Annotated in this window: 15 protein-coding genes; 5 read left to right on the top strand and 10 right to left on the bottom strand. The window is 46.7% G+C overall.

All coding sequences use genetic code 11. The features are described 5' to 3' along the window. Positions 1-123: 123 nt before the first annotated feature. A complete protein-coding gene (locus IGI92_RS00485; RefSeq protein ID WP_005232815.1) occupies positions 124-516 on the top strand; it encodes a YbaN family protein in 393 nt (130 codons plus the stop codon). A gap of 81 nt (positions 517-597) precedes the next feature. Here the strand turns inward: IGI92_RS00485 and ppdK are convergent, their stop codons facing one another. After that, a complete protein-coding gene (ppdK, locus tag IGI92_RS00480) occupies positions 598-3,231 on the bottom strand; it encodes a pyruvate, phosphate dikinase (RefSeq protein WP_086298939.1) in 2,634 nt (877 codons plus the stop codon). 190 nt (positions 3,232-3,421) lie between these two features. Between ppdK and IGI92_RS00475 the strand changes: the two genes are divergently transcribed. Genes IGI92_RS00475 through IGI92_RS00465 form a run of 3 tightly spaced genes read left to right on the top strand, consistent with a single transcriptional unit; the run spans position 3,422 to position 6,749 of the window. Then, positions 3,422-4,057 carry a helix-turn-helix transcriptional regulator gene (locus tag IGI92_RS00475; protein ID WP_005232817.1) on the top strand — a complete coding sequence of 212 codons (636 nt, stop codon included), beginning with the start codon at positions 3,422-3,424 and terminating at the stop codon, positions 4,055-4,057. A 12-nt stretch (positions 4,058-4,069) separates the two neighbouring features. Next, positions 4,070-4,888: a pyruvate, water dikinase regulatory protein gene (locus tag IGI92_RS00470; RefSeq protein WP_005232818.1), complete on the top strand. Its 819-nt coding sequence runs from the start codon at positions 4,070-4,072 to the stop codon at positions 4,886-4,888. Continuing rightward, positions 4,878-6,749 carry a fructose-1,6-bisphosphatase gene (locus tag IGI92_RS00465; RefSeq protein WP_086298938.1) on the top strand — a complete coding sequence of 624 codons (1,872 nt, stop codon included), beginning with the start codon at positions 4,878-4,880 and terminating at the stop codon, positions 6,747-6,749. The genes IGI92_RS00470 and IGI92_RS00465 overlap by 11 nt, the downstream gene beginning before the upstream one ends. Positions 6,750-6,782: 33 nt before the next feature. On the opposite strand, the gene IGI92_RS00460 is transcribed toward IGI92_RS00465, so the two are convergent. The 7 genes from IGI92_RS00460 to IGI92_RS00430 all read right to left on the bottom strand — a co-directional run bounded on the left by IGI92_RS00460 (position 6,783) and on the right by IGI92_RS00430 (position 15,769). Then, positions 6,783-7,196 (bottom strand): phosphate-starvation-inducible PsiE family protein, encoded by a 414-nt coding sequence (locus IGI92_RS00460; RefSeq protein ID WP_430607607.1) that lies wholly within the window; start codon positions 7,194-7,196, stop codon positions 6,783-6,785. A gap of 297 nt (positions 7,197-7,493) precedes the next feature. Next, entirely contained in the window at positions 7,494-8,060 is a 567-nt protein-coding gene (locus IGI92_RS00455; protein WP_005232821.1) for a hypothetical protein, read from the bottom strand. Positions 8,061-8,328: 268 nt separating this feature from the next. Further along, positions 8,329-8,832, bottom strand: a complete 504-nt coding sequence (locus IGI92_RS00450) for a general stress protein (protein WP_008376644.1) — start codon at positions 8,830-8,832, stop codon at positions 8,329-8,331. Positions 8,833-9,074: 242 nt separating this feature from the next. Then, positions 9,075-11,177: an SH3 domain-containing protein gene (locus IGI92_RS00445; protein WP_430607605.1), complete on the bottom strand. Its 2,103-nt coding sequence runs from the start codon at positions 11,175-11,177 to the stop codon at positions 9,075-9,077. A 221-nt stretch (positions 11,178-11,398) separates the two neighbouring features. Continuing rightward, positions 11,399-12,628: an L-lactate MFS transporter gene (locus IGI92_RS00440; RefSeq protein WP_430607603.1), complete on the bottom strand. Its 1,230-nt coding sequence runs from the start codon at positions 12,626-12,628 to the stop codon at positions 11,399-11,401. 90 nt (positions 12,629-12,718) lie between these two features. Continuing rightward, positions 12,719-15,145, bottom strand: a complete 2,427-nt coding sequence (locus IGI92_RS00435) for a flavocytochrome c (RefSeq protein WP_430607602.1) — start codon at positions 15,143-15,145, stop codon at positions 12,719-12,721. Between the two features lie 18 nt (positions 15,146-15,163). Continuing rightward, positions 15,164-15,769, bottom strand: coding sequence for an NADPH-dependent FMN reductase (locus IGI92_RS00430; protein WP_008376652.1), 606 nt, complete (start codon positions 15,767-15,769; stop codon positions 15,164-15,166). Positions 15,770-16,032: 263 nt separating this feature from the next. On the opposite strand from IGI92_RS00430, the gene IGI92_RS00425 reads away from it, so the two are divergent. Continuing rightward, the gene (locus tag IGI92_RS00425) at positions 16,033-16,947 is read left to right on the top strand and encodes a LysR family transcriptional regulator (protein WP_430607600.1); all 915 of its coding nucleotides are present in this window, start codon (positions 16,033-16,035) and stop codon (positions 16,945-16,947) included. 65 nt (positions 16,948-17,012) lie between these two features. Here IGI92_RS00425 and IGI92_RS00420 read toward each other — a convergent pair whose 3' ends face one another. Beyond that, on the bottom strand, positions 17,013-17,954 hold the full coding sequence (locus IGI92_RS00420) for an FAD:protein FMN transferase (protein ID WP_005232830.1): 942 nt from the start codon (positions 17,952-17,954) through the stop codon (positions 17,013-17,015). A gap of 136 nt (positions 17,955-18,090) precedes the next feature. Further along, positions 18,091-19,299: an NAD(P)/FAD-dependent oxidoreductase gene (locus IGI92_RS00415; protein WP_430607598.1), complete on the bottom strand. Its 1,209-nt coding sequence runs from the start codon at positions 19,297-19,299 to the stop codon at positions 18,091-18,093. Positions 19,300-19,306: the final 7 nt, after the last annotated feature.

Below are 19,306 nucleotides of genomic sequence, written 5' to 3'. Positions count from 1 at the left end.
AGGGGAAGAAAAACTCTTATTGCCGCTAAAAAACGGGGAAAAGCACAAAACGCATGTTCAAGCAGCCCCTCCTCCGTTATACTGAGGGTAAGATACGAAACACCCAAATAAGGAGGGTTACTTTTGAAAAAAACACTGTTTTTTCTTTGTGGATCACTGACATTCGGTTTAGGTACTTTAGGAATATTTTTGCCTTTCTTACCTACAACCGTCTTTTACTTGCTGACGGCTTATTTCTGGCTGCGGAGTTCCGATACCTATTATCAACGCTTGGTTCAATCAGAAAATTATCAAAAATACATTGAAAAACCACTCGTACAAAAACAGCTGAGCACCAAGGCAATGGTTCGGATGTTTGCCATGATGCTGGTAGTCTTTGCAATTCCTGCACTGCTGATCCCTAATCTGCTGGTACGTTTCGTCCTCGCTGCCATCTACCTCGCCCATGTCATTGGAATCACTTGGTATTTAAAAGGACGCAAACCTGCGATCCAAAAAACGGATCAGCCCCTGTAAGGACAAAGCTGTACGTACACACCGTAATCCACCAAGCAAGTGAACCTTGCTAGTGGACTGCGGTGTATTTTTTCTCCTATTTTAGCGGGTGCTCACTGACGCCTCTTCGATGATGGGGGCTGATTGGGCGATCGCTAACCAAGCAGCAGGGATCCGGTATGGGGAACAAGAAACATAGTCGATGCCGATCTCTCGCAAAAACGCAATAGAATAGGGATCGCTGCCGACTTCGCCACAAACACCGATCGAGTGCTCTGGCTGCCGATCTCTTACGCCGGCGATCGCTTGACGCATCAACGCGCCAACACCTACCTGATCTAAGTGCTGGTAAGGATCTTCTTGTAAGATCCCCGACTGCAAATAGGCTTGGATAAAGCTGCCGGCATCATCCCGCGAAAAGCCAAAGGTCATTTGGGTCAAGTCATTGGTACCAAAACTAAAGAACGCCGCCTCTTCAGCACACTCCCCAGCAATCAAGCACGCTCTAGGCGTCTCGATCATCATCCCGATCTCGATGTGCAACGGTTGCTGAAGGGTTGCTTCTGCTTGAGCGATCACCTGTGTCAACGTCTCTTTCAACACCTGCAGCTCTGCGGGCAAACTGATCAGGGGCAATAAGATCGCCGCCTCTACCTCGACTCCTTGCTGCCGCAACTCCACAGCCGCTTCACAAATCGCCGCTGTTTGCATTTCATAAATTTCTGGATAGCTGAGTCCTAAACGGCTGCCGCGATGCCCCATCATAGGATTGACCTCTTGCAGTTCGTCAATTCGCCGCTCGATCACTGCCAATGATTTTTTACTGCGGCGGGCCATCTCAAGGCGTTCATGCTCATGGGGCAAGAATTCATGGAGTGGTGGATCTAATAACCGAATCGTGCATTTCTTTCCTTGCGCGGCCTGCAGCATTTCTTGGAAATCGGCTTTTTGATAAGCCTTGATCTCAGCCAAAGCCGCCAATCGTTCCGCCTTCGTTTCTGCCAAGATAACTTCCCGCATTTTCCACAAACGCGCTTCCCCAAAAAACATATGCTCCGTCCGTGCTAAGCCGATGCCCGCTGCACCAAAGGCCAGCGCAGCCTCAATGTCATTTTTCGTTTCCGCATTTGCGTAAACCTTTAGATCTGCCTGGGCTTGTGCCCACGTCAAAAGCTGATCCAGCAAAACCCGCTCCTGTACACTGGTCATAGGCAGCTGCCCTTGATACAGTTTGCCAGTGCTGCCGTCTACGGAAAGTACGTCACCTTCTTCAATCCACAGCTCGCCGCAGCGGGCCTGTTTCAAAAATGCATCGACACTTAATGCCTCGCACCCTACCACACAGCAGACCCCCAGACCACGGGCGACCACCGCCGCATGAGAAGTCATCCCCCCACGAGCGGTAATGATCGCTTCACTCACCACCATGCCTTCAATATCTTCAGGTGAGGTTTCCTGCCGCAGCAGCAGGACTTTTTCTCCTGTGCGGCTGGCTTTTTCCGCCGCCTCTGCAGTGAAATAGACATGTCCTGAAGCTGCCCCTGGACTAGCCGGCAAGCCCTGCGCAAAGGCTTCGGCTTGCTGTAAGGCTTCGGGGGCAAATAACGGGTGCAACAATTGATCGATCATTTCTGGTGTGATTCGGTCTAAGGCTTGCCTGATGGTGATCCGACCTTCTGCGACCATATCCGTTGCAATTTGCGCTGCCGCAGCGGCGGTTCGTTTGCCGTTTCTTGTTTGCAAGACAAACAACTGGCCGTCATCGATGGTAAATTCAATGTCTTGCATGTCTTGATAGTGATCTTCCAAACCCTCAGCCAGTTGCTTTAGTTCCTGATAAATCACAGGATGTTGTTGCGCCAACGCTTGGATCGGTTGTGGTGTACGAATGCCAGCAACCACATCTTCCCCTTGGGCACACACTAGAAATTCGCCGAAAAGTCCCGGTTCCCCGGTTGCTGGATTGCGGGTAAAGGCGACACCCGTCCCACTATTTATCCCACTGTTGCCAAAAACCATTTCTTGAATCGTTACGGCAGTCCCTAGATCGTCAGGGATCCGATGGAGGGAACGGTAGGTCTTAGCCCGTGGGTTGTTCCATGAGCGAAAAACTGCCGTGATGGCTGCCAATAATTGCTGAAACGGGTCTTGGGGAAACGCTTCTTGGGTATGTTCCATATAAATACTTTGAAACACGCGGCAGATCATTTGCCAGTCATTGCCGGTCATCATTTGGTCTGACACATAATTCTGCCGTTTCTTATAATCTGTCAAATAGGCTTCAAAGTGTTCTTTTGCTACACCTTTCACCACATCCCCATACATCTGGATCAAACGGCGGTAACAATCATAAGCAAAGACGGGGTCCCCCGTCTGCTGAGCCAACCCTTGGACGGTTTCATCATTCAACCCAAGGTTTAAGATCGTATCCATCATCCCTGGCATGGAAAACTTGGCACCACTTCGGACAGAAACCAATAACGGCGAGTGCAGTCCGCCAAATGTTTTGTTCCTGCGGACTGCCAATTCTTCGATGGCAGCTTTGACTTGCTTGATGATCGCCTCAGGAAGAACCTGTTCTTCTAAATAGGTCAGGCAAATGGTGGCCGGGACGATAAATCCCTGAGGAACAGGCAAACCCAAATTGGTCATCTCCGCAAGATTTGCCCCTTTCCCGCCTAATAATGCTTTTTGCTCTTTCGTGCCTTCTGAAAACCATACGACTGCTTTTTCCATCATGTTCCTCCTTTTAAATGTTATATACTATTTCGATTAATTAGCAGTATATAGTATGGCACATTTAATCGTCAAGCCAAAAAAAGAAAACTTTTAAGGGATTTATCCTTTTTAAAAGAGAAGGATTGCCTTTTCATTCGGAAAATCATATAATCAATAGCATAGCACATAAAAGAAAGAAGGTGACACATTGGAATTAAGCCAAAGACAAATGAAAATCATTGAGATCGTCAAAGAGCATCAGCCGATCAGTGGGGAGACCATTGCGAAGCAGTTGGGTTTGAGCCGCGCAACCTTGCGGAATGACTTATCGATTTTGACCATGACCGGTTTATTAGACGCTCGACCGAAAGTCGGCTATTTCTATACAGGACAAACCGTTGAGCCTTTGCTTTTCGAAAAACTCTACCATACCAAAGTTGCAGAAGTCATGATCCCACCGTTGCTGATCTCACAAACGGTCTCCGTTTATGAAGCAGTCACGACTTTGTTTATGTACGATGTCGGTTCCCTCTATGTCAAAAATGACCAAGACGAACTGATTGGGGTACTCTCCCGCAAAGATCTGCTGCGCTTTGCGATCAGCAATGCCGCACCGGAAAAAACACCCGTAGCGATGATCATGACTCGCATGCCAAACATCGTGACCATCACACCGGAAGAAACGATCTTGACGGCTGGTACGTTGTTAGGACGACATGAAGTCGATACCTTGCCAGTGGTCGATCCACAGGAACCAAAAAAAGTCATCGGCAAAATCACGAAGACGCGGCTGATGAATTACTTTATTCAAGCAGGCAATGACAGTGACAACACACACTTTTAGGGGGCAAAAACAATGAAGAACGTTCGAATATATTTGATTTCAGATTCCGTAGGCGAAACGGCACAAAAGCTGATCGCCGCCGTTTCCGCGCAGTTTCCCACGATCGACCTTTCAGATATCCAGCTCTTTCCCTTTACTAATGATGAAGAGAGCTTAGGCGAGATCCTCAAAGATGCCTTGCTAGACAAATCGATCGTCGTTACCACCTTAGTCAATAAAGAATTAGTCGCTTTTGTTGATGCCTTTGCCAAACGGACTGGTTTGCAGCATGTCGACTTTATGTCGCCCTTGACCACGATGCTGGAAAAAACATTCGGTGTAGAAGCCGTCCAAGAGCCTGGTGCCTTGCATCGCTTGAACCAAGCATATTTCAGCCGGGTGGCCGCGATGGAATTTGCGGTGAAATACGACGACGGCAAAGACCCACGGGGATTTCTCGATGCTGACTTTGTCCTATTAGGGGTTTCGCGAACCTCAAAGACCCCATTGAGCCTATACATGGCAAATCGCGGCTACAAAGTGGCGAATCTGCCTTTGATTCCTGAAGTCGCTTTGCCAGCCGAAGTGCACCAAGTAGACCCACGGAAAATGGTCGGTTTGACTACGAATCCAGAATCCCTTACGGAAATCCGGCGGTCCCGGATGCATTCATTGGGCTTGAAAGAAGAAACCCATTACACCAATTGTGAACGAATCGAAGCAGAATTAGCCTACGCGAATGAATGGTTCAAAAAGCTGAACATTCCGGTGATCGATGTCAGCAAACGCTCCATTGAAGAAAGCGCGATGCTGATTGAAGAACAAGCCAAAGAACAGGCCCATGTTCAATAAAGACACCTTGGCAAACCTGACCGAGATCATCAACTTGGAAGCCATCCAGCAGCTGCCGAAAGCTACCGAGCATTTTGTCAGCGATCTGCATGGCGAATACGATGCCTTTGACCATATTTTGCGGAATGGTTCTGGCAGTATTCGAGAAAAAGTCGAGACTTTGTTTACCGGTGTCTTGACGAAAGAAGAACAGACCGAACTCTGTTTTGTCATTTATTATCCAGAGGAGCTATTACAAGAACAGGCCTGGACCCCTGCCGATTGGCGCTTGAAGATGGCACAGCTAGTGAAAGTTGCCCGCTTTACTTCCAGTAAATACACACGCTCCAAGGTACGCAAAGCATTGCCGACTTCTTTTGCTTACATCTTAGAAGAGCTGTTGTACCAATATGATGCCGACTTCAATAAAGAAGCTTACTATCAGGCGATTTTTGATAAGATCATTGAATTAGAGGCAGCCCCGCTTTTTTGCCAAGAACTGGCGTACTTGATTCAGCGTTTCGTAGTGGACCATCTCCATGTCTTAGGCGATATCTATGATCGAGGACCGGCGCCAGACAAAATCGTCGATCGCTTGATGACTTTGCCTTCACTGGATATTCAGCTAGGCAACCATGATATCTTGTGGATCGGTAGCTTTTGCGGCTCGCTGCCCTGTTTGGCCAATACGATCCGCATCGCTGCTCGCTACGGCAATTTGGCATTATTACAAGATGGTTATGGGATCGATCTATCAAAAGCACTGGCTTTTAGCCAAAAATATTACACAGAAAATGCCGGCTTTTATCCGCAAAAAACAGTGGACCCTTTATCAAGCCAGCAAAAAAAAGCCGCCATGCTTTTGCAGCAGGCATTTGCCATCATCCAATTCAAAGTCGAAGCAGCCGTGATCCAGCGGCGACCGGCATTTGCGATGGCAGAGCGCTGCTTATTGCATCGCTTGTCTCAAGATCGACAACAAATCCAGCTAGACCAGACCTATCCTTTGATCAACGGCTGTTTTCAACTAGTAGATCCCGATGATCCTTACCGTTTGACAGCCGAAGAACATGAAGTATTGCAAGATTTGCTGAGCCAATTTCAACGCTCGCCCCGCTTAGCTGCGCATATGCGCTTTTTGGTCGAGCATGGCACATTGTACCAGCGCTTCAACGACAACCTACTGTATCACGGCTGCCTGCCTTGTCGGGAAAACGGCGATTTCCTGGCCTTTACTTTCCAGCAGCAGCCCTTAGCAGGCAAAGCGTTGATGGACTTTTTTCAGCAATGTTTGCAGGAAAGTTTTGCCCAACCAGAAAACCAAACAGACCTTGCCACCGATATGATCTGGTATCTTTGGTGTGGCGAAGGCTCTTCCCTCTTCGGCAAAAAAGCCATGAAAACCTTTGAGCGCTACTTTATAGCAGATCGCAACACTCATACGGAACAAAAAAATGCCTATTATTCTTTAAGGGAAAACGAAGACTTCTGCTGCCGTGTCCTAGCTGCCTTCGGTCTGCCGTCGACAGGTCACATCATCAATGGCCATACCCCTGTCAAAGTGCGTAAAGGCGAGACGCCCATCAAGGCAAATGGTCGTTTGTTGGTGATCGATGGCGGACTCTCTCGCTCCTACCAATCAGTCACAGGCATTGCCGGTTACACGCTGTTGTCAAATTCCTTCGGCATGACCTTGGCGGCGCATCAACCCTTTACAGATCGCCAGCAAGCCATCCAGCAGCGACGTGACATCGTCACTCAGAAAAAAATCGTCGTGCGGCAAACGGAAAGAACAACGGTAGGCCAAACAGATATCGGCAAGCGGCTGCAGCAAGAAAGCCGAGTGCTTTTTGAAGAATTAAAAAATCATCCGATCCCTTGACGAGTCATTCGTCAACCAATCGGATGATTTTTTTTACAGTCCTTTGGAACTATGAAAGGCTTTGAGTTTTTCCAACGCCTGCAGCACAATGATCAAGACCAAGATCGCTAACGCCAAAAAGAGCGTTTCTAACCCTTTTCCTTGCGCTAAAAGCAGCTCTCTTAAAATTGCTGTGATACTGATCAAAATCAAGTAACGCACCGGAATATGGTGACCTTCTTTTACGTAACGCAATAACATCAAAATAATTTCCAGTAAAATAAACAATGTCGCGATCTCTTCGATCAATAAAGAAAGATCGCTAACTTCATGCAGTGGGATCACATGGACAACGATTTTGTAGATCGCTTCCGCCATCACCACCAAAACCAACAGAACCAACAGTCCTAACATAATATCAACCACAACACTAATCATTTTTTCGAAGTGCTTAAAATACTTTCCCATAACACCCCTCCTCGCACTTATTATAGCGAAACTACTCAGAATCACTTTATGATATGCTTGCAAGTGCAGCTTTTTTTATGGAGGCAGTGAATAAAAACGTAAGACAGCTCTTTTCTGTTCCAGCAATCCTCCAAAAAACCTTCCTCTTTGCTACTTTTTGAAGTCTCAGAGTGAGGAATCGCGCATCCTTCGTACACTTGGTGTGTTCGTGGCTCTGACCATAAGCAAATAAAAAAGCTAGGCTCAAGGCCTAGCTGAAATGGTCCCTTTAGATGAGATTGATTTTTACAGTCAGGCTCAGTGAGCCCCTTCGACTGTTAGATCAACATTTTCACTCGTATCTTCCGCAGCTTCGTCGTCGCTATTGGAGGTTTCTGAAGACGGCTCAGTCGTTTCACTGCTGGAGCTGCTTGTTGTAGTACTGGTCGAACTCGTACTGGAAGAGCTTGAAGAACTGCTGCTAGCGCTACTGCTAGAAGTATCGCTGGTGGTGGTTGATCCGCCACTCGGCGCGGTACTCGAACTGCTTTCGCTACTTGCAGAAGTGCTGACGCTAGGCTCTGTCTCTGCTTCACTTACGGAAACAGACGTGCCTTCATTTGTCGACGCTTCGATCGAGCGACTAGTCGTTGAAGGCGATGTGTAAGAACTAACACTGGCTTCATAAAAAATCTGACTGGAATCAGAGGTTTCTTCGATACTGCTGCTTGCTGTCTGGTAAGGTGGCTCGGAGGAACTACTGGAAGAATCTCGTACAAAGGGCGCAGCCACAAAGGCATTGGCATCTTGATTGATCGCCACACTCAAAAAAACCGCAACAAAACAACTGACTAATGCCGACTGCATATTGAACTTGAATTTCATCGCACTCCCCATCCTTTCCCAAAAATATGGTTGGACCTTCCGTCAATGATCTATCTCATTCTTATATTATACAAAAAAAAGCAATCGTCAACAAATTAAGTTTTATTTTCAAAGATGACAAAGACATGAATGCCCGTTGCGCAACAAAAAAAGCCCGAGGGCGACGGTCGATCACCTGCGGGCCCATCCCTTCACTAAGGGTTGGCAGGTGCGACGGATGCTTGTTCCTCTGGCTTTAATGATTCCTTTATTGTTTAACCCCTTCTATTTATAAGTTACGCAGATGGTTGGGGTCATGGATCGGTGCTTCAATATCGCTGTCTCCCATGCGGGGCGTTGGATGGACGGACTCATCTGGCATTGCTGTTTCGCCTGGTAACGGTTGATCGATGATCGGACCAGTATCTGCATCACGATCGGTTATTTTGTCCATCGGCTGATAATCGTAGACGCCGACAACGAGTTTGTCTCGTTCAAGGTCATCACGATAACCATATAATGGATCATGCTCATCATGCCTATGATCGGAATCGCCGAAAGAAAAAGCATCTTTGATTTTTTCCCAAAGCGAACGATCTTCATCCTCACTAGCTGCCTGCTCCACTTCCACATCGTCGATGGATTCTAACCCAAATTGATCGATGACTGTTTGATTCGCAAACAGCACGATATCCTCTTTGCCATAGCCTTCGTTTGTCAATTGCTCAATAACCGGTAATACTTCTGTTCGAGTGTCGTAACTGCCAATAATCGTTAGGTTTCTGTTGTGCATGTGAAATCCTCCTTATTTTGTGTACGCTTCGATCGTTCTGGTTCTGAAGCAATTCCTTTAAAACTAGCAATTTCTATTGCTTCTTTCATTCTAACGCAGGGTTCTATGATTGACCAAATAGTTTGATTGCGCTTACGGAAAACAAGCGGTTTCTTGAAAAAAAAACTAGCTGCTCCGGAAGAAGCGGATCCATCATAAAAAAACCGCGTGAGCCAATGGCTTGCACGCGGTTTTTTTGCTTGTTACTTGGAAACGATCAGTTTTTGACCGACAAAGATCGTATAGCTGCTGTTGATGTTGTTCCATGATGCGAGTTGGCTGATGCTGGTGTTATATTTTTGTGCCAGTGACCATAAGCTGTCCCCTGATTTCACCGTGTGCGTCTTCGTTGAACTGCTGCTGGTATTCGTATTAGAAGACCCACTGCTAGCAGACGTCAAGTAGGCACCACTGACCCAGCCTTTGCCAGAAACATAATACCATTTGTTCGTGCCATTGACGGTCGTCCCGGTTTTTGTTGCGGTAACCGTGACGGTTGCTCCTTTACTTAAAGAACCAGTAATACTACTGCTGGTAGAAGCATCGGAACGAACATTTAAAATCTCGGTGGTTTTCATTTGCTGATTTGTGGTTGTTGAACCGTTATTATTGGAAGAGCTGCTGGTTGTTGTCAAGTAGGCACCACTGACCCAACCTTTGCCAGAAACGTAGTACCACGTTTTATTGCCTTCCACTGAAGTGCCGTTCTTTTTCGCTGTCACGGTAACGGTCACCCCTTGACCAAGCGTTGTCACGACACGGCTGCTGGTAGAAGCATCGGACCGGACATTCAATGCGGCCGTCGTTTTCATTTGTTGATTGATACTTGAACCATTGTCTTCTTTTTCCGCTTCAGAAGCATTATTGTTGGTCACTTCAGTAAGGTAGGCACCGCTGACCCAACCTTTGCCAGAGACATAATACCAATTTTTGTTGCCATTGACTGATGTGCCGGTTTTCATGGAAGTGGCAGTAAAGGTCGTGCCTTTGCTAAGTGACCCTACCACTGATCCGCTAGTGGACGCGCTAGAACGAATATTCATCGCTTCCGTCGTATTCATTTGCTTGTTGATCGTCGTACCGGAATTGCCATTGTCAGAACCGGTGTTGCCTGATCCGCTATTGTTGTTTGAAGAGTCGGTCGAAACCTTCGTCAAATACGCGCCGCTGACCCAACCTTTGCCAGAAATCTTATACCACGTGGTGTTGCCATTGACGCTGGTGCCGGTTTTGGTCGCCGTTGCCGTAAACGTCGTATTAGCTGCTAACGAACCAGTAATAGAGGCACTGGTGGAAGCATCGGAACGAATATTCATAGATGACGTGGTTTTCATCTGCTGATTGATCGCTGTTTCATCACTGACGATCGTTTCATTGCTATTGCCGCCACCTGTGTTTGAGCTGCCAGTATCATATTGCGTTAAATTATACGTACTGATCAAATTGTTTAATTTGCTGGCATAAGAAGTATCGGTTGCATACCGCCCTTGTAGCCAAGCGGTTGCTTGCGTGTAAGAGGTCGTATTGCTTTTCCATGCACCGCTGTAATAGTAGTTGCCGCTAGAAAAACTCGTGTTGCGCAACACATATGCATTGTCTTCAAAAGACTCTTTTAATGATGGGTATTTCCGAAACTTAGCGCTGATCAAATAATAATTGCCAGAACCATCATCTTCATAGGTATCCATCGTCACGTATTGGCCGTTGTAGCTGCCTTTGATCCCAAACATATTGTTGGCTGTGGTCGTCAAAGTCGAGGCGCCCCAACCTGATTCCAAAATCGCTTGTGCCATCATAACAGAAGCATACAGATCGTTTGCTGCCGCCACTTCCGTTGCATAGCCGCAAATCTGACTGATAAAGGCAGCCGGATCGATCGTTGCCCGTGAAAATAATGCCCGACTAGTCAAATCAGAAAGGGCTGATGGTACTTCATCTGCTTCTAAGACTTCATCACTAGCGACTGTTGTGCTTTCTGTCGTCGCTGTTTCTGATCCCTCAGTAACTGCTTCAGCTCCTGACTCCTCCGTTATTTCCGAAGTTTCTTCGGTCACAACAGGTGCTGTCGTCGATTCTGTCGTTTCCTCAACCGGCGTGCTGTCGGTTTCTGGTGTAGTGTTTGTTGTTTGTTCAACGACCTTAAGGTCATTGCTGGTTTCTGTCGTTGCCGTTTCAGCCGCATGCCCTAAGGTCGGGATAAACGTTGATCCCGCTACTAAAGTAGTAGCCATCGTAATACTTTTTTGGGTATATTGCGTGCGCTTCAAGCGCTTTTCTAAGCGGCGTCGTTCTTTACGAATTGTCATTTAATCCCTCCGTCGTATTAGCCTTTTATTATTGTAACACGATTTATTAAAAAATGGGGGGTTAAGATGAAAAAACAGTGAAATCAACGAGATAAATTCTTGCTATGAAACAGTTTTCTCTTTTGCTTCATCAGCCAATACTCTGTTCTAAAAAAAGAAAAAAGAGTTGTTTTAGCACCAAAAAAGCAGCCTTTATCAAAAAGACTACTTTTGGTGAATTGTTATTTAATAACAGGTGAGGGCTTTTTGGCTTTTTTTAGCATCGCATAGCCTATGTTGAGAACAAGCCCAAAAACGGCCAAGAAAATTGCCGTATAGAAGGCTTTTGTATAATCTCCTTGGTTACTTTCTGCGATTGCTGCTGCCACTCTGGGGCCAAAGAATGCCGCCGTAGAATAACCAATAAAGACGATTCCATAGTTGACCCCTTGATTGATCGGTCCGTAATTTTCCATAACGATCGATGGGAATACCCCCATCACGCCCCCGAAGCACAGTCCTAAACCGATGATCCCGACAGTGAAGATCACAGTTGTTTGACCAAGCGTCAATAAGAATAAGGACAATGCCACCACGCCATAGATGATCATCAACGTATTCGTCCGACCAATTTTATCAGAAACGGTGCCCCAAAGGACACGACCAAAACAGTTGCTCAATGAGTACAAGCTGACATAAAAGGCAGCGGCCGCTGCCGTCAAACCAAACATACTTTGCCCGATCACTGAGGCGTTGGAAGCAATCATCAAACCTGAGAAAGCCCCTACCCCTAACATAACGATAATCAAGTAAAAAGTTGGTGTCTTCAGCATGTCCAACCAATTTAGATTGATTTGAGGACCATTTTTTCCTTGATCCGCTGGTTGCCAACCTGCTGGACAGTAATTTTCTGGTGCTTTACGAATAAATAGACTAGCCACCAAGACGATCACGATATAGGCAATTCCTAAAATCCGAAACGCCGCTAAGACATCTTGTGATTCGATCAAACGATTCGCAATCGGTGCGGCAATAATCGCTGCCCCACCCATACCTGCTGTGATCAAGCCCGAAGCCAGTCCCCGTTTATCCGGGAATAACCGAATCGTATTGCTTAAACAAGCCGAATAGGCAAAGCCTTGCCCTAAACCAGCAAAGACTCCATAAGTCAGGTACAGCATAGCGGATGAGTTGACCAAACCCGTCAGGAAGAAACCCGCTCCGAACAACACGCCTCCACCAGCGATGACCCATCTAGCGGCTCCTCGGTCTGTCAGCAAACCACCCAAAATCATGGTAATCGGGCCAACTGCGGCATTGATGGTAAAGGCTAGCATGATCTCTTCCATGGACCAACCTTTTAATTGACTAAGAGGTCCTGCAAAAACACTAAAGGCGTAAACAGCGCCCGTACACAGTAACACTGCGGTCGAAGCGATCAGAATCAGCCAGCGATTGATTTTTGTTTCCATTTTTTCTCTCCTTTGTTTTAAGCATGTTACTTTATTCACATGTTTTTTCAAAAGCTAGCGCGCGTGACGAGTCACAACGCGCAAGGCTTTTTATTCGAGATGTTCTGCGACTGCTGTCTTTCCAGCAATCCGGCCAAAAGTGAAGATGTCTGTCAACGAATTGCCGCCTAAGCGATTGCCGGCATGGATCCCCCCAGCAACTTCTCCTGCTGCATACAGTCCTTCAATGATTTGATTTTCCTTCGTCAACACATGGGTTTGCGGATCGATCTTCAATCCTCCCATCGTGTGGTGAACCGCTGGTTTTCTTGGTGTGGCATAGAAAGGCGCTTTTTCCACTTTCAAGTCGAAAACATCTTTGCCAAACTCTGGGTCTTTCCCAGCATCCACATAGCTGTTGTATTTCGCAACGGTCGCTTCTAAGACGGTTGGATCGACATTGATCTGCTCTGCCAGGCCAGCCAAGGTCTCACTACGGAACAGCGTACCAGCAGCTACTTGCTTATCGATTTTTTCTTGGTTCGTGTTATAAGCGGTTTTCTTGATCTCTTCATCCGCGATCAAATAGAACAATCCGCCATTATCGATCGCCGCTTGGGTCAATACATCGCGGCTTTCGTACTCATTAACAAAGCGCTCACCCTTTTGATTGACCATCACAAAGTTAGCTGGCGGCACTTGCAGCCCACTGAATAAAGCCCCTGTGTTCGGATCAGATACGGGCATCATTTGTGAAAAGCCCATGCCAACAAGGTCCGCGCCAGCACTTTCCCCTAGTTTGATCCCGTCACCAGTGATCGCTGGTGAATTTGACGTTTTGATATCGTCTTCGATCTCTGTCCAATAGGTATTGTATTGTTTCAGCATTTTGGTGTTCGCTCCGAACCCGCCGGAAGCCAAAATCACTGCTTTGGCATGGATTGTGATTTTTTGACCGTTACGGCCTTCCCCGATGATTCCAGTAACCTTACCATCTTCGATCAATAATTCTTTGACAGGCGTATCGGTTAAGATCGTTCCGCCATGTTCTTTCACGAATTGATGCAAAGCCGATACAAAGGCATACCCTTCGTTTTTGACTGGTTTATGCCCACGGCGCCATTTCGCTCCTACTGGCATATCGACATTGTTCATATCAAATTCTACGCCGATTTCTTCTAACCATTTCACTGAGGCCAATGCTTGATCCGTCAAGATTTTCACTAGCTCGTACTTCCCATAGATCGGTTGCCCATTCAAATCTTTGCGTTTTCCGCCTAGATAAGTTTGGATTCGATGCCACAAAGCAGAATCAAACAAGTATTCTTTTTCTGGCGTCGTTTCTGAAAGATACGCAGTGATTTGTGCCTTCAAAGCTTTGAAGTCTGGCAAGTATTCTGCATCGATGTCTTGTTCATCGATCGTCAGCACTTCTTCTAAAGCACTGCGTTCGCCAGGCAATGCGGAGAAGCCGTTTTGCCATTTTGGATCCGCAGCATTCATCGGTCCGCCAGTACGTACGGTATTGCCGCCGATCGCTGGGAATTTTTCTACTAAGATCACGTCTTTATTGGCTTGCAGCACACTGGCAGCTGCACTCAGACCTGCGCCGCCGCCACCTACGACAACGACGTCGGTAGTATACGTTTCATCTTCTGTTTGCAAAGCACTGGCGGCTTTTGGACGTTTGCGCAAGACATCTGGGTTCGCACCAGCCATTTTCACGGCTTTTGCTACCCCATCGACGACACCGTTACTAGTAACCGAAGCACCAGAGATCGCATCGACATTTAAGGTTTGTCCTTCAATGATCTCTTGAGGGATCCGTACGAAAACGACATCAGCGATCCCTTCTGATTCACCAGACGTATCGATATCGATGGCTTCGATCCGTTCTTCGCTCAATTTGACGACCATTGGTAGATCCCCGTTATGTCCTGGTGCTGTGACGGTGTATTCGCCAGGCTCATAAACGACTTCTTCTGGTACGTTCAACAAATTAGCGACTTCCGTAAACCGAACGAACTTGCGGAAACAGCTTTCCAAAAAGTCGATCGTTCGTTGATCTTTTAAATTGCCTTGTTCATCAAAGGCTTGATGCGCACGTCCCAACAAGAACTCATTTCCTGGCATGACTGTCGCATTGACACCTGGAGCGTCAAGGATTTGGCGCAAATGAAGCTGTGCTCGGGAGGAGCCTTGCACATCGTAGGATGCGCCGACGATCATCACTGGTTTGCCATCAAAGGGATGGAGATTGAAGGAGAGCCATTCCAAGACGCTTTTCAATGCGGAAGGAATCGAGTGGTTATGCTCTGGTGTCGCAATAATCACCCCATCGGCTGCTAAAATCTTGCTATTTAACCGTTGGATCACTTCGCTATTGGTTTGATCTTGTGTTTCATTGAACATTGGAACATCCTTGATTTCCAGCAGTTCAATTTCTGCTAGGGCAGCAAATTCTCGCTGCATAAACGCTACTAATTGGCGATTGGTCGATTTTTTGGCGTTCGTTCCGATTAGGCCGACAAATTTCATGACTAGTTCCTCTCTTTCTTATGCTTGTTCCCACGAAAATTTCTTTGCTCGTTCTTTAGCCGTTGAATATTCACTGACCAGACGGTTCGTGATTTCGACGAACAAGACAAATTCATTGAAACAGTCTTCTAGTTCGGCAACTTTTTCGTTATCGATCAAGTTTCCTTGTTCATCGAAGGCTTGCATGGAATGCCCTAACAAAAATTCCGCACTCGGCATGATTCGGGCTTTTACTTCAGGCGCATCTAAGATCTGACGCAAGTGGGCTTGGGCTCTCGATGAACCTAATGCACCAAGAGAAGCACCCGTGATCATCACTGGTTTATCGATCAAAGGCCGCGTCGTATAAGAAAGCCATTCGATCATGCTTTTTAACACCGCTGGGATCGAGTGGTCGTATTCTGGTGTACTGATGATTACCCCATCTGCTGCTTCGATCTTCTCTGACAAGGCTTGGACTGCCGCTGGTGCCGTCCGATCTTCTGGTTCATTAAATGCCGGCAGATCACTGATTTCGCAAAGTTCGATCTCCGCTTGGTCACTAAAATGGCTTTGAATAAATTGCAGTAAGCGACGGTTGGTCGAACGCGTCGAGTTGGTTCCTACGATTCCAATCAATTTCATTATCATCTCTCCTAATTGTGAATAATTTAACATTTGACAAAAAATAAAAAGTTTTTGACCATTGGCTTTGATTTCTTTTTTCAATCGTTTCTCAAGTTGATTTTTACGACCTACTGAGATGAAAGGCTTCTTCCTAAACAAAAAAATCTTCCCCAAGTACCCATTAAGTGTACGGCTGAATTCTTTATTTGTGAAATATTTATTTAATTATCTATCGATAACAAATTTGTTATAATGAGAAAAATGACTAGGAGGACAACGCGATGGCACTTAAAGATTCCCATCTGATGCTGCAATACCTCGATACCTTGTTAAAGCATAGCAACTACACCAAAGCCGCCAAAGATCTCTACATTTCACAGCCTTACTTGACGCAAACCGTGAAACGAGCCGAGCAAGAGCTAGGGACCCCCATCATCAATCGGCAGCCGGGACATTTTCAACTGACGGAAGCTGGTAAAATCTATTATCAATATCTAGAAACCTTGGAAACAGAATCTGCCAAATTGAAAAGTCGGCTGTCTTGGTATACCGCGACCGAGAAGCGTTCTTTGCGCTTAGGCATCTTGCCAAGCCTTGGTTCTTACCTGCTGCCGCTCTTTTTGCCTGCGTATTATGAACACTATCCCAACGTGCACTTTTTCTTGCGGGAAGACCTGCCGAAGCACAATGAAAAACGCCTGCTGAATGGGCAGCTGGACTTTTTTATCGGACAAAATCCTGAGACGATCGCACCGAATCTAACGGTCCACAGTAGCAATCAAGAACGGTATCTAGCGATCATTCCGCCTTGTTCTTCCCTGTATCAACCAGGGAGGCGGTATTTAGCGCCTGATTCATTGGCCGTCAAAGACTTGCTGCAAAGTCCATTGATTTTGACCGCCAGCGGCTCGGCGATTCGGCGCCAAATCGATCAATTGCTGCAAAAATACAAAGTAGAGGCGACGGTTCTCATAGAAAGCAGCAATATTTATACAGCAGCAGCATTGGCAGAAAACAACCTTGGGATTGCGATCGTACCAGAAAGCGTGCTACAAGCAGCGACCGCGACCCCTTTTAATCTTTATCCAATGCCAGAGGAACTCTTGTCCCTCACCTATTTTATTGCCCATCAAGCCGAACGGGCATTGTCAAACAGCGAAGCCGCCTTGATCGAGGCCTTTTTGCACCACGTCTAACTTTCCTTTTTTACAAAAAAAACAAGCAGCGATCACCTATATTCCTAGGTAGTCGCTGCTTGTTTTCATTCTGCTGTTGGCGTTTCGATCAAACGTGCTAATTCTTGCGGATAGATCAATTCACCTTGTTTGGTAATGACTAATCCAGTGATCCCTTCTAACGGCGCCAGCTCCTGCAAGATGGCTGGTGGCTCTTTGCCGAATAAGCGGGTCGTCCAAATCTCTCCATCAACCGATTTGTCGGATAGAATCGTGACACTGGCAATGGCTGACTCTAACGGATAGCCCGTTTCTCGATCAAAGATATGATGATAGGTCTTGCCCGCTACCTGATAGGTTCGTTCATAGATCCCTGATGTAACGACTGACTGATTGTGTACCTTCAACGCGGCGACAAAATTCCCTCTTGGCAAAAAAGGATTTTGGATCCCGATCCGCCAATAGCCATCAGCATGGCTCGGGGCATCGCCGTAAGTCACCACATTGCCCCCAAGATCGATCAAAGCGGCTGTGACACCGACCTGCTTGAAATACGCCATCAACAAATCAGCAAAATACCCTTTCGCAACGGCCCCTAGATCAAGCTTCATGCCGGCAGCTAACCCAACGGTCTGCAGCGTTTCATCCAAAACGATCTTGGCGGGATCAGTCTTTGGCAGCAGTTCAGCGATTTTCTCAGGCGTTGGTAGATGGGCATCTTGAAACCCGATTCGCCATTCCTGCACTAAAGGACCGATGGCAATATTTAAGTAGCTATCTTTTGGCAAGCTATGGGTTTTCCCTAGTGCGATCAATTCAACCAATTCCGGTGTGGCGGCGATCGCTCCTTGTCCTGCCTGCTGATTGATCTGCATCAACTCAGACGTCGGGTCATTGGCACTAAAACGCTGTTCAAAGGCCGCGGCTCTTTTCGCTGCTTCCTCTAAGATCACTTCTGGGGTTTCATGCTGCACCCAAATCGTGATCACCGTTCCCATTCCCTGTAACACTCGTTGACCTTCTGCCATTGTCCTTGCTCCTTTGTCCTCTTCTTTTGGCTATCATAGCAGTTTCTGGGAGAAAAAAGTAGTCTGCAGGATGCCGCCACTGCTTTTTTTGAAAAAAAACTGCGAGGTCACCCTCGCAGTCTGCTGTCTCTATTGCTCAATGATAAAAGTCGAAGCGGCCTTTCGCCAATACTTCTTTGACCCCACCGGTTTGGTACAAGGAACGGTCCATAATGGCTTTTTTCACCACGGAAGCGGGATAGCCTTTGATGCCCATTTTCCCTACTAAGCCAAAGGCATGGGTATTGCCGATAGACGCCACTGAACCTAATGATTCAAAGTGGAAATCTGTTGGTTTTCCCCCGTTCATTTGACGTAAGATATTTTTACCCGCATGCTGCCCCATCTTCAAAGCGATTTGAGCCGTTGTTGGATACGGGCGATTGGTCGCTGGGTCCATGACTGCTGAAACATCACCGACAACATAGACGTTACTATGATCAGGGTCTGTTAGGTCTTGATTGACCATCACGCGACCACGACGAGCAGAAAAGTCTGATTCAGCCATCACATGGCTGCCGCTGACGCCTGTGGTCCAAACGATGGTTTTGGCTGATAATTCAGCTGTTGCTCCTGTATCGGCATCATCTTGATAGACAACGACACCCGGTTTGATTGATTTGATGGGTTTACCAGTCAGGAAGTTCACGCCCCATTTAACGAGATTTTTGATCCCATAATCCGATAGTTTTTCATCAAACATCGGTAATAAACGAGTCACTGCTTCGACACAATACAGTTTGATGTCTTCTGGCTTGACGCCTGCTGCTTTCGCAAAGGTTTTACGGTTTTCCACCAATGAACCTAGCAATTCGATTCCGGTAAAACCAGCACCGCAGACAACGATTTTTAGGTAGTCAGGATTTTGTGTTTCTTTGTATGCCTTCATTTGTTTCAACAAATGATGATAGATGTTTTCTGCGGAGTCGACATCCACCATTTCCAACGCATGCTCCTCGACACCAGGGATCCCAAATGATTCTGATTCAAAGCCTAACGCCACGATCAAATAATCATACGTGCACGTGGATTGATCTTTAAAAACGATCACTTGCTGGTTACGATCGATCGACGCAACTTCCTTTTGAACAAAGCTCGTCTTTTGGGGACGAACGACATCATTGATGGGATAGCAAATGCGGTCTCTTGGTTGCGTACCAGCCGCAACTTCATGAAGATCGGTTGCCTCATAATGATAATCGTTTTTGTCGATCAATGTGATGTGAAACGCTTCTTTTGCTCCTTGCAGTACGTGCAATGCTCGCAATCCAGCATACCCTGCTCCTAAAATGACAACTTCCTTCATGTTTCCT

Source organism: Enterococcus sp. DIV2379 (assembly GCF_050542965.1).
In the GTDB taxonomy this organism is placed as follows: Bacteria; Bacillota; Bacilli; order Lactobacillales; family Enterococcaceae; genus Enterococcus_D; species Enterococcus_D entomosocium.
The sequence above is the reverse complement of the archived record's forward strand: the minus strand, read 5'-3'. Positions and strand labels throughout refer to the sequence as shown.

Bases quoted from the DNA above. Each gene is read 5' to 3' on its own strand.
- IGI92_RS00465 (WP_086298938.1), top strand. From the start codon at position 4,878: ATGTTCAATAAAGACACCTTGGCAAACCTGACCGAGATCATCAACTTG.
- IGI92_RS00455 (WP_005232821.1), bottom strand. From the start codon at position 8,060: ATGAAATTCAAGTTCAATATGCAGTCGGCATTAGTCAGTTGTTTTGTT.
- IGI92_RS00420 (WP_005232830.1), bottom strand. From the start codon at position 17,954: ATGGCAGAAGGTCAACGAGTGTTACAGGGAATGGGAACGGTGATCACG.
- IGI92_RS00445 (WP_430607605.1), bottom strand. From the start codon at position 11,177: ATGACAATTCGTAAAGAACGACGCCGCTTAGAAAAGCGCTTGAAGCGC.
- IGI92_RS00460 (WP_430607607.1), bottom strand. From the start codon at position 7,196: ATGGGAAAGTATTTTAAGCACTTCGAAAAAATGATTAGTGTTGTGGTT.
- IGI92_RS00440 (WP_430607603.1), bottom strand. From the start codon at position 12,628: ATGGAAACAAAAATCAATCGCTGGCTGATTCTGATCGCTTCGACCGCA.
- IGI92_RS00430 (WP_008376652.1), bottom strand. From the start codon at position 15,769: ATGAAATTGATTGGAATCGTAGGAACCAACTCGACGCGTTCGACCAAC.
- ppdK (WP_086298939.1), bottom strand. From the start codon at position 3,231: ATGGAAAAAGCAGTCGTATGGTTTTCAGAAGGCACGAAAGAGCAAAAA.
- IGI92_RS00435 (WP_430607602.1), bottom strand. From the start codon at position 15,145: ATGAAATTTGTCGGCCTAATCGGAACGAACGCCAAAAAATCGACCAAT.
- IGI92_RS00450 (WP_008376644.1), bottom strand. From the start codon at position 8,832: ATGCACAACAGAAACCTAACGATTATTGGCAGTTACGACACTCGAACA.
- IGI92_RS00425 (WP_430607600.1), top strand. From the start codon at position 16,033: ATGGCACTTAAAGATTCCCATCTGATGCTGCAATACCTCGATACCTTG.
- IGI92_RS00470 (WP_005232818.1), top strand. From the start codon at position 4,070: ATGAAGAACGTTCGAATATATTTGATTTCAGATTCCGTAGGCGAAACG.
- IGI92_RS00415 (WP_430607598.1), bottom strand. From the start codon at position 19,299: ATGAAGGAAGTTGTCATTTTAGGAGCAGGGTATGCTGGATTGCGAGCA.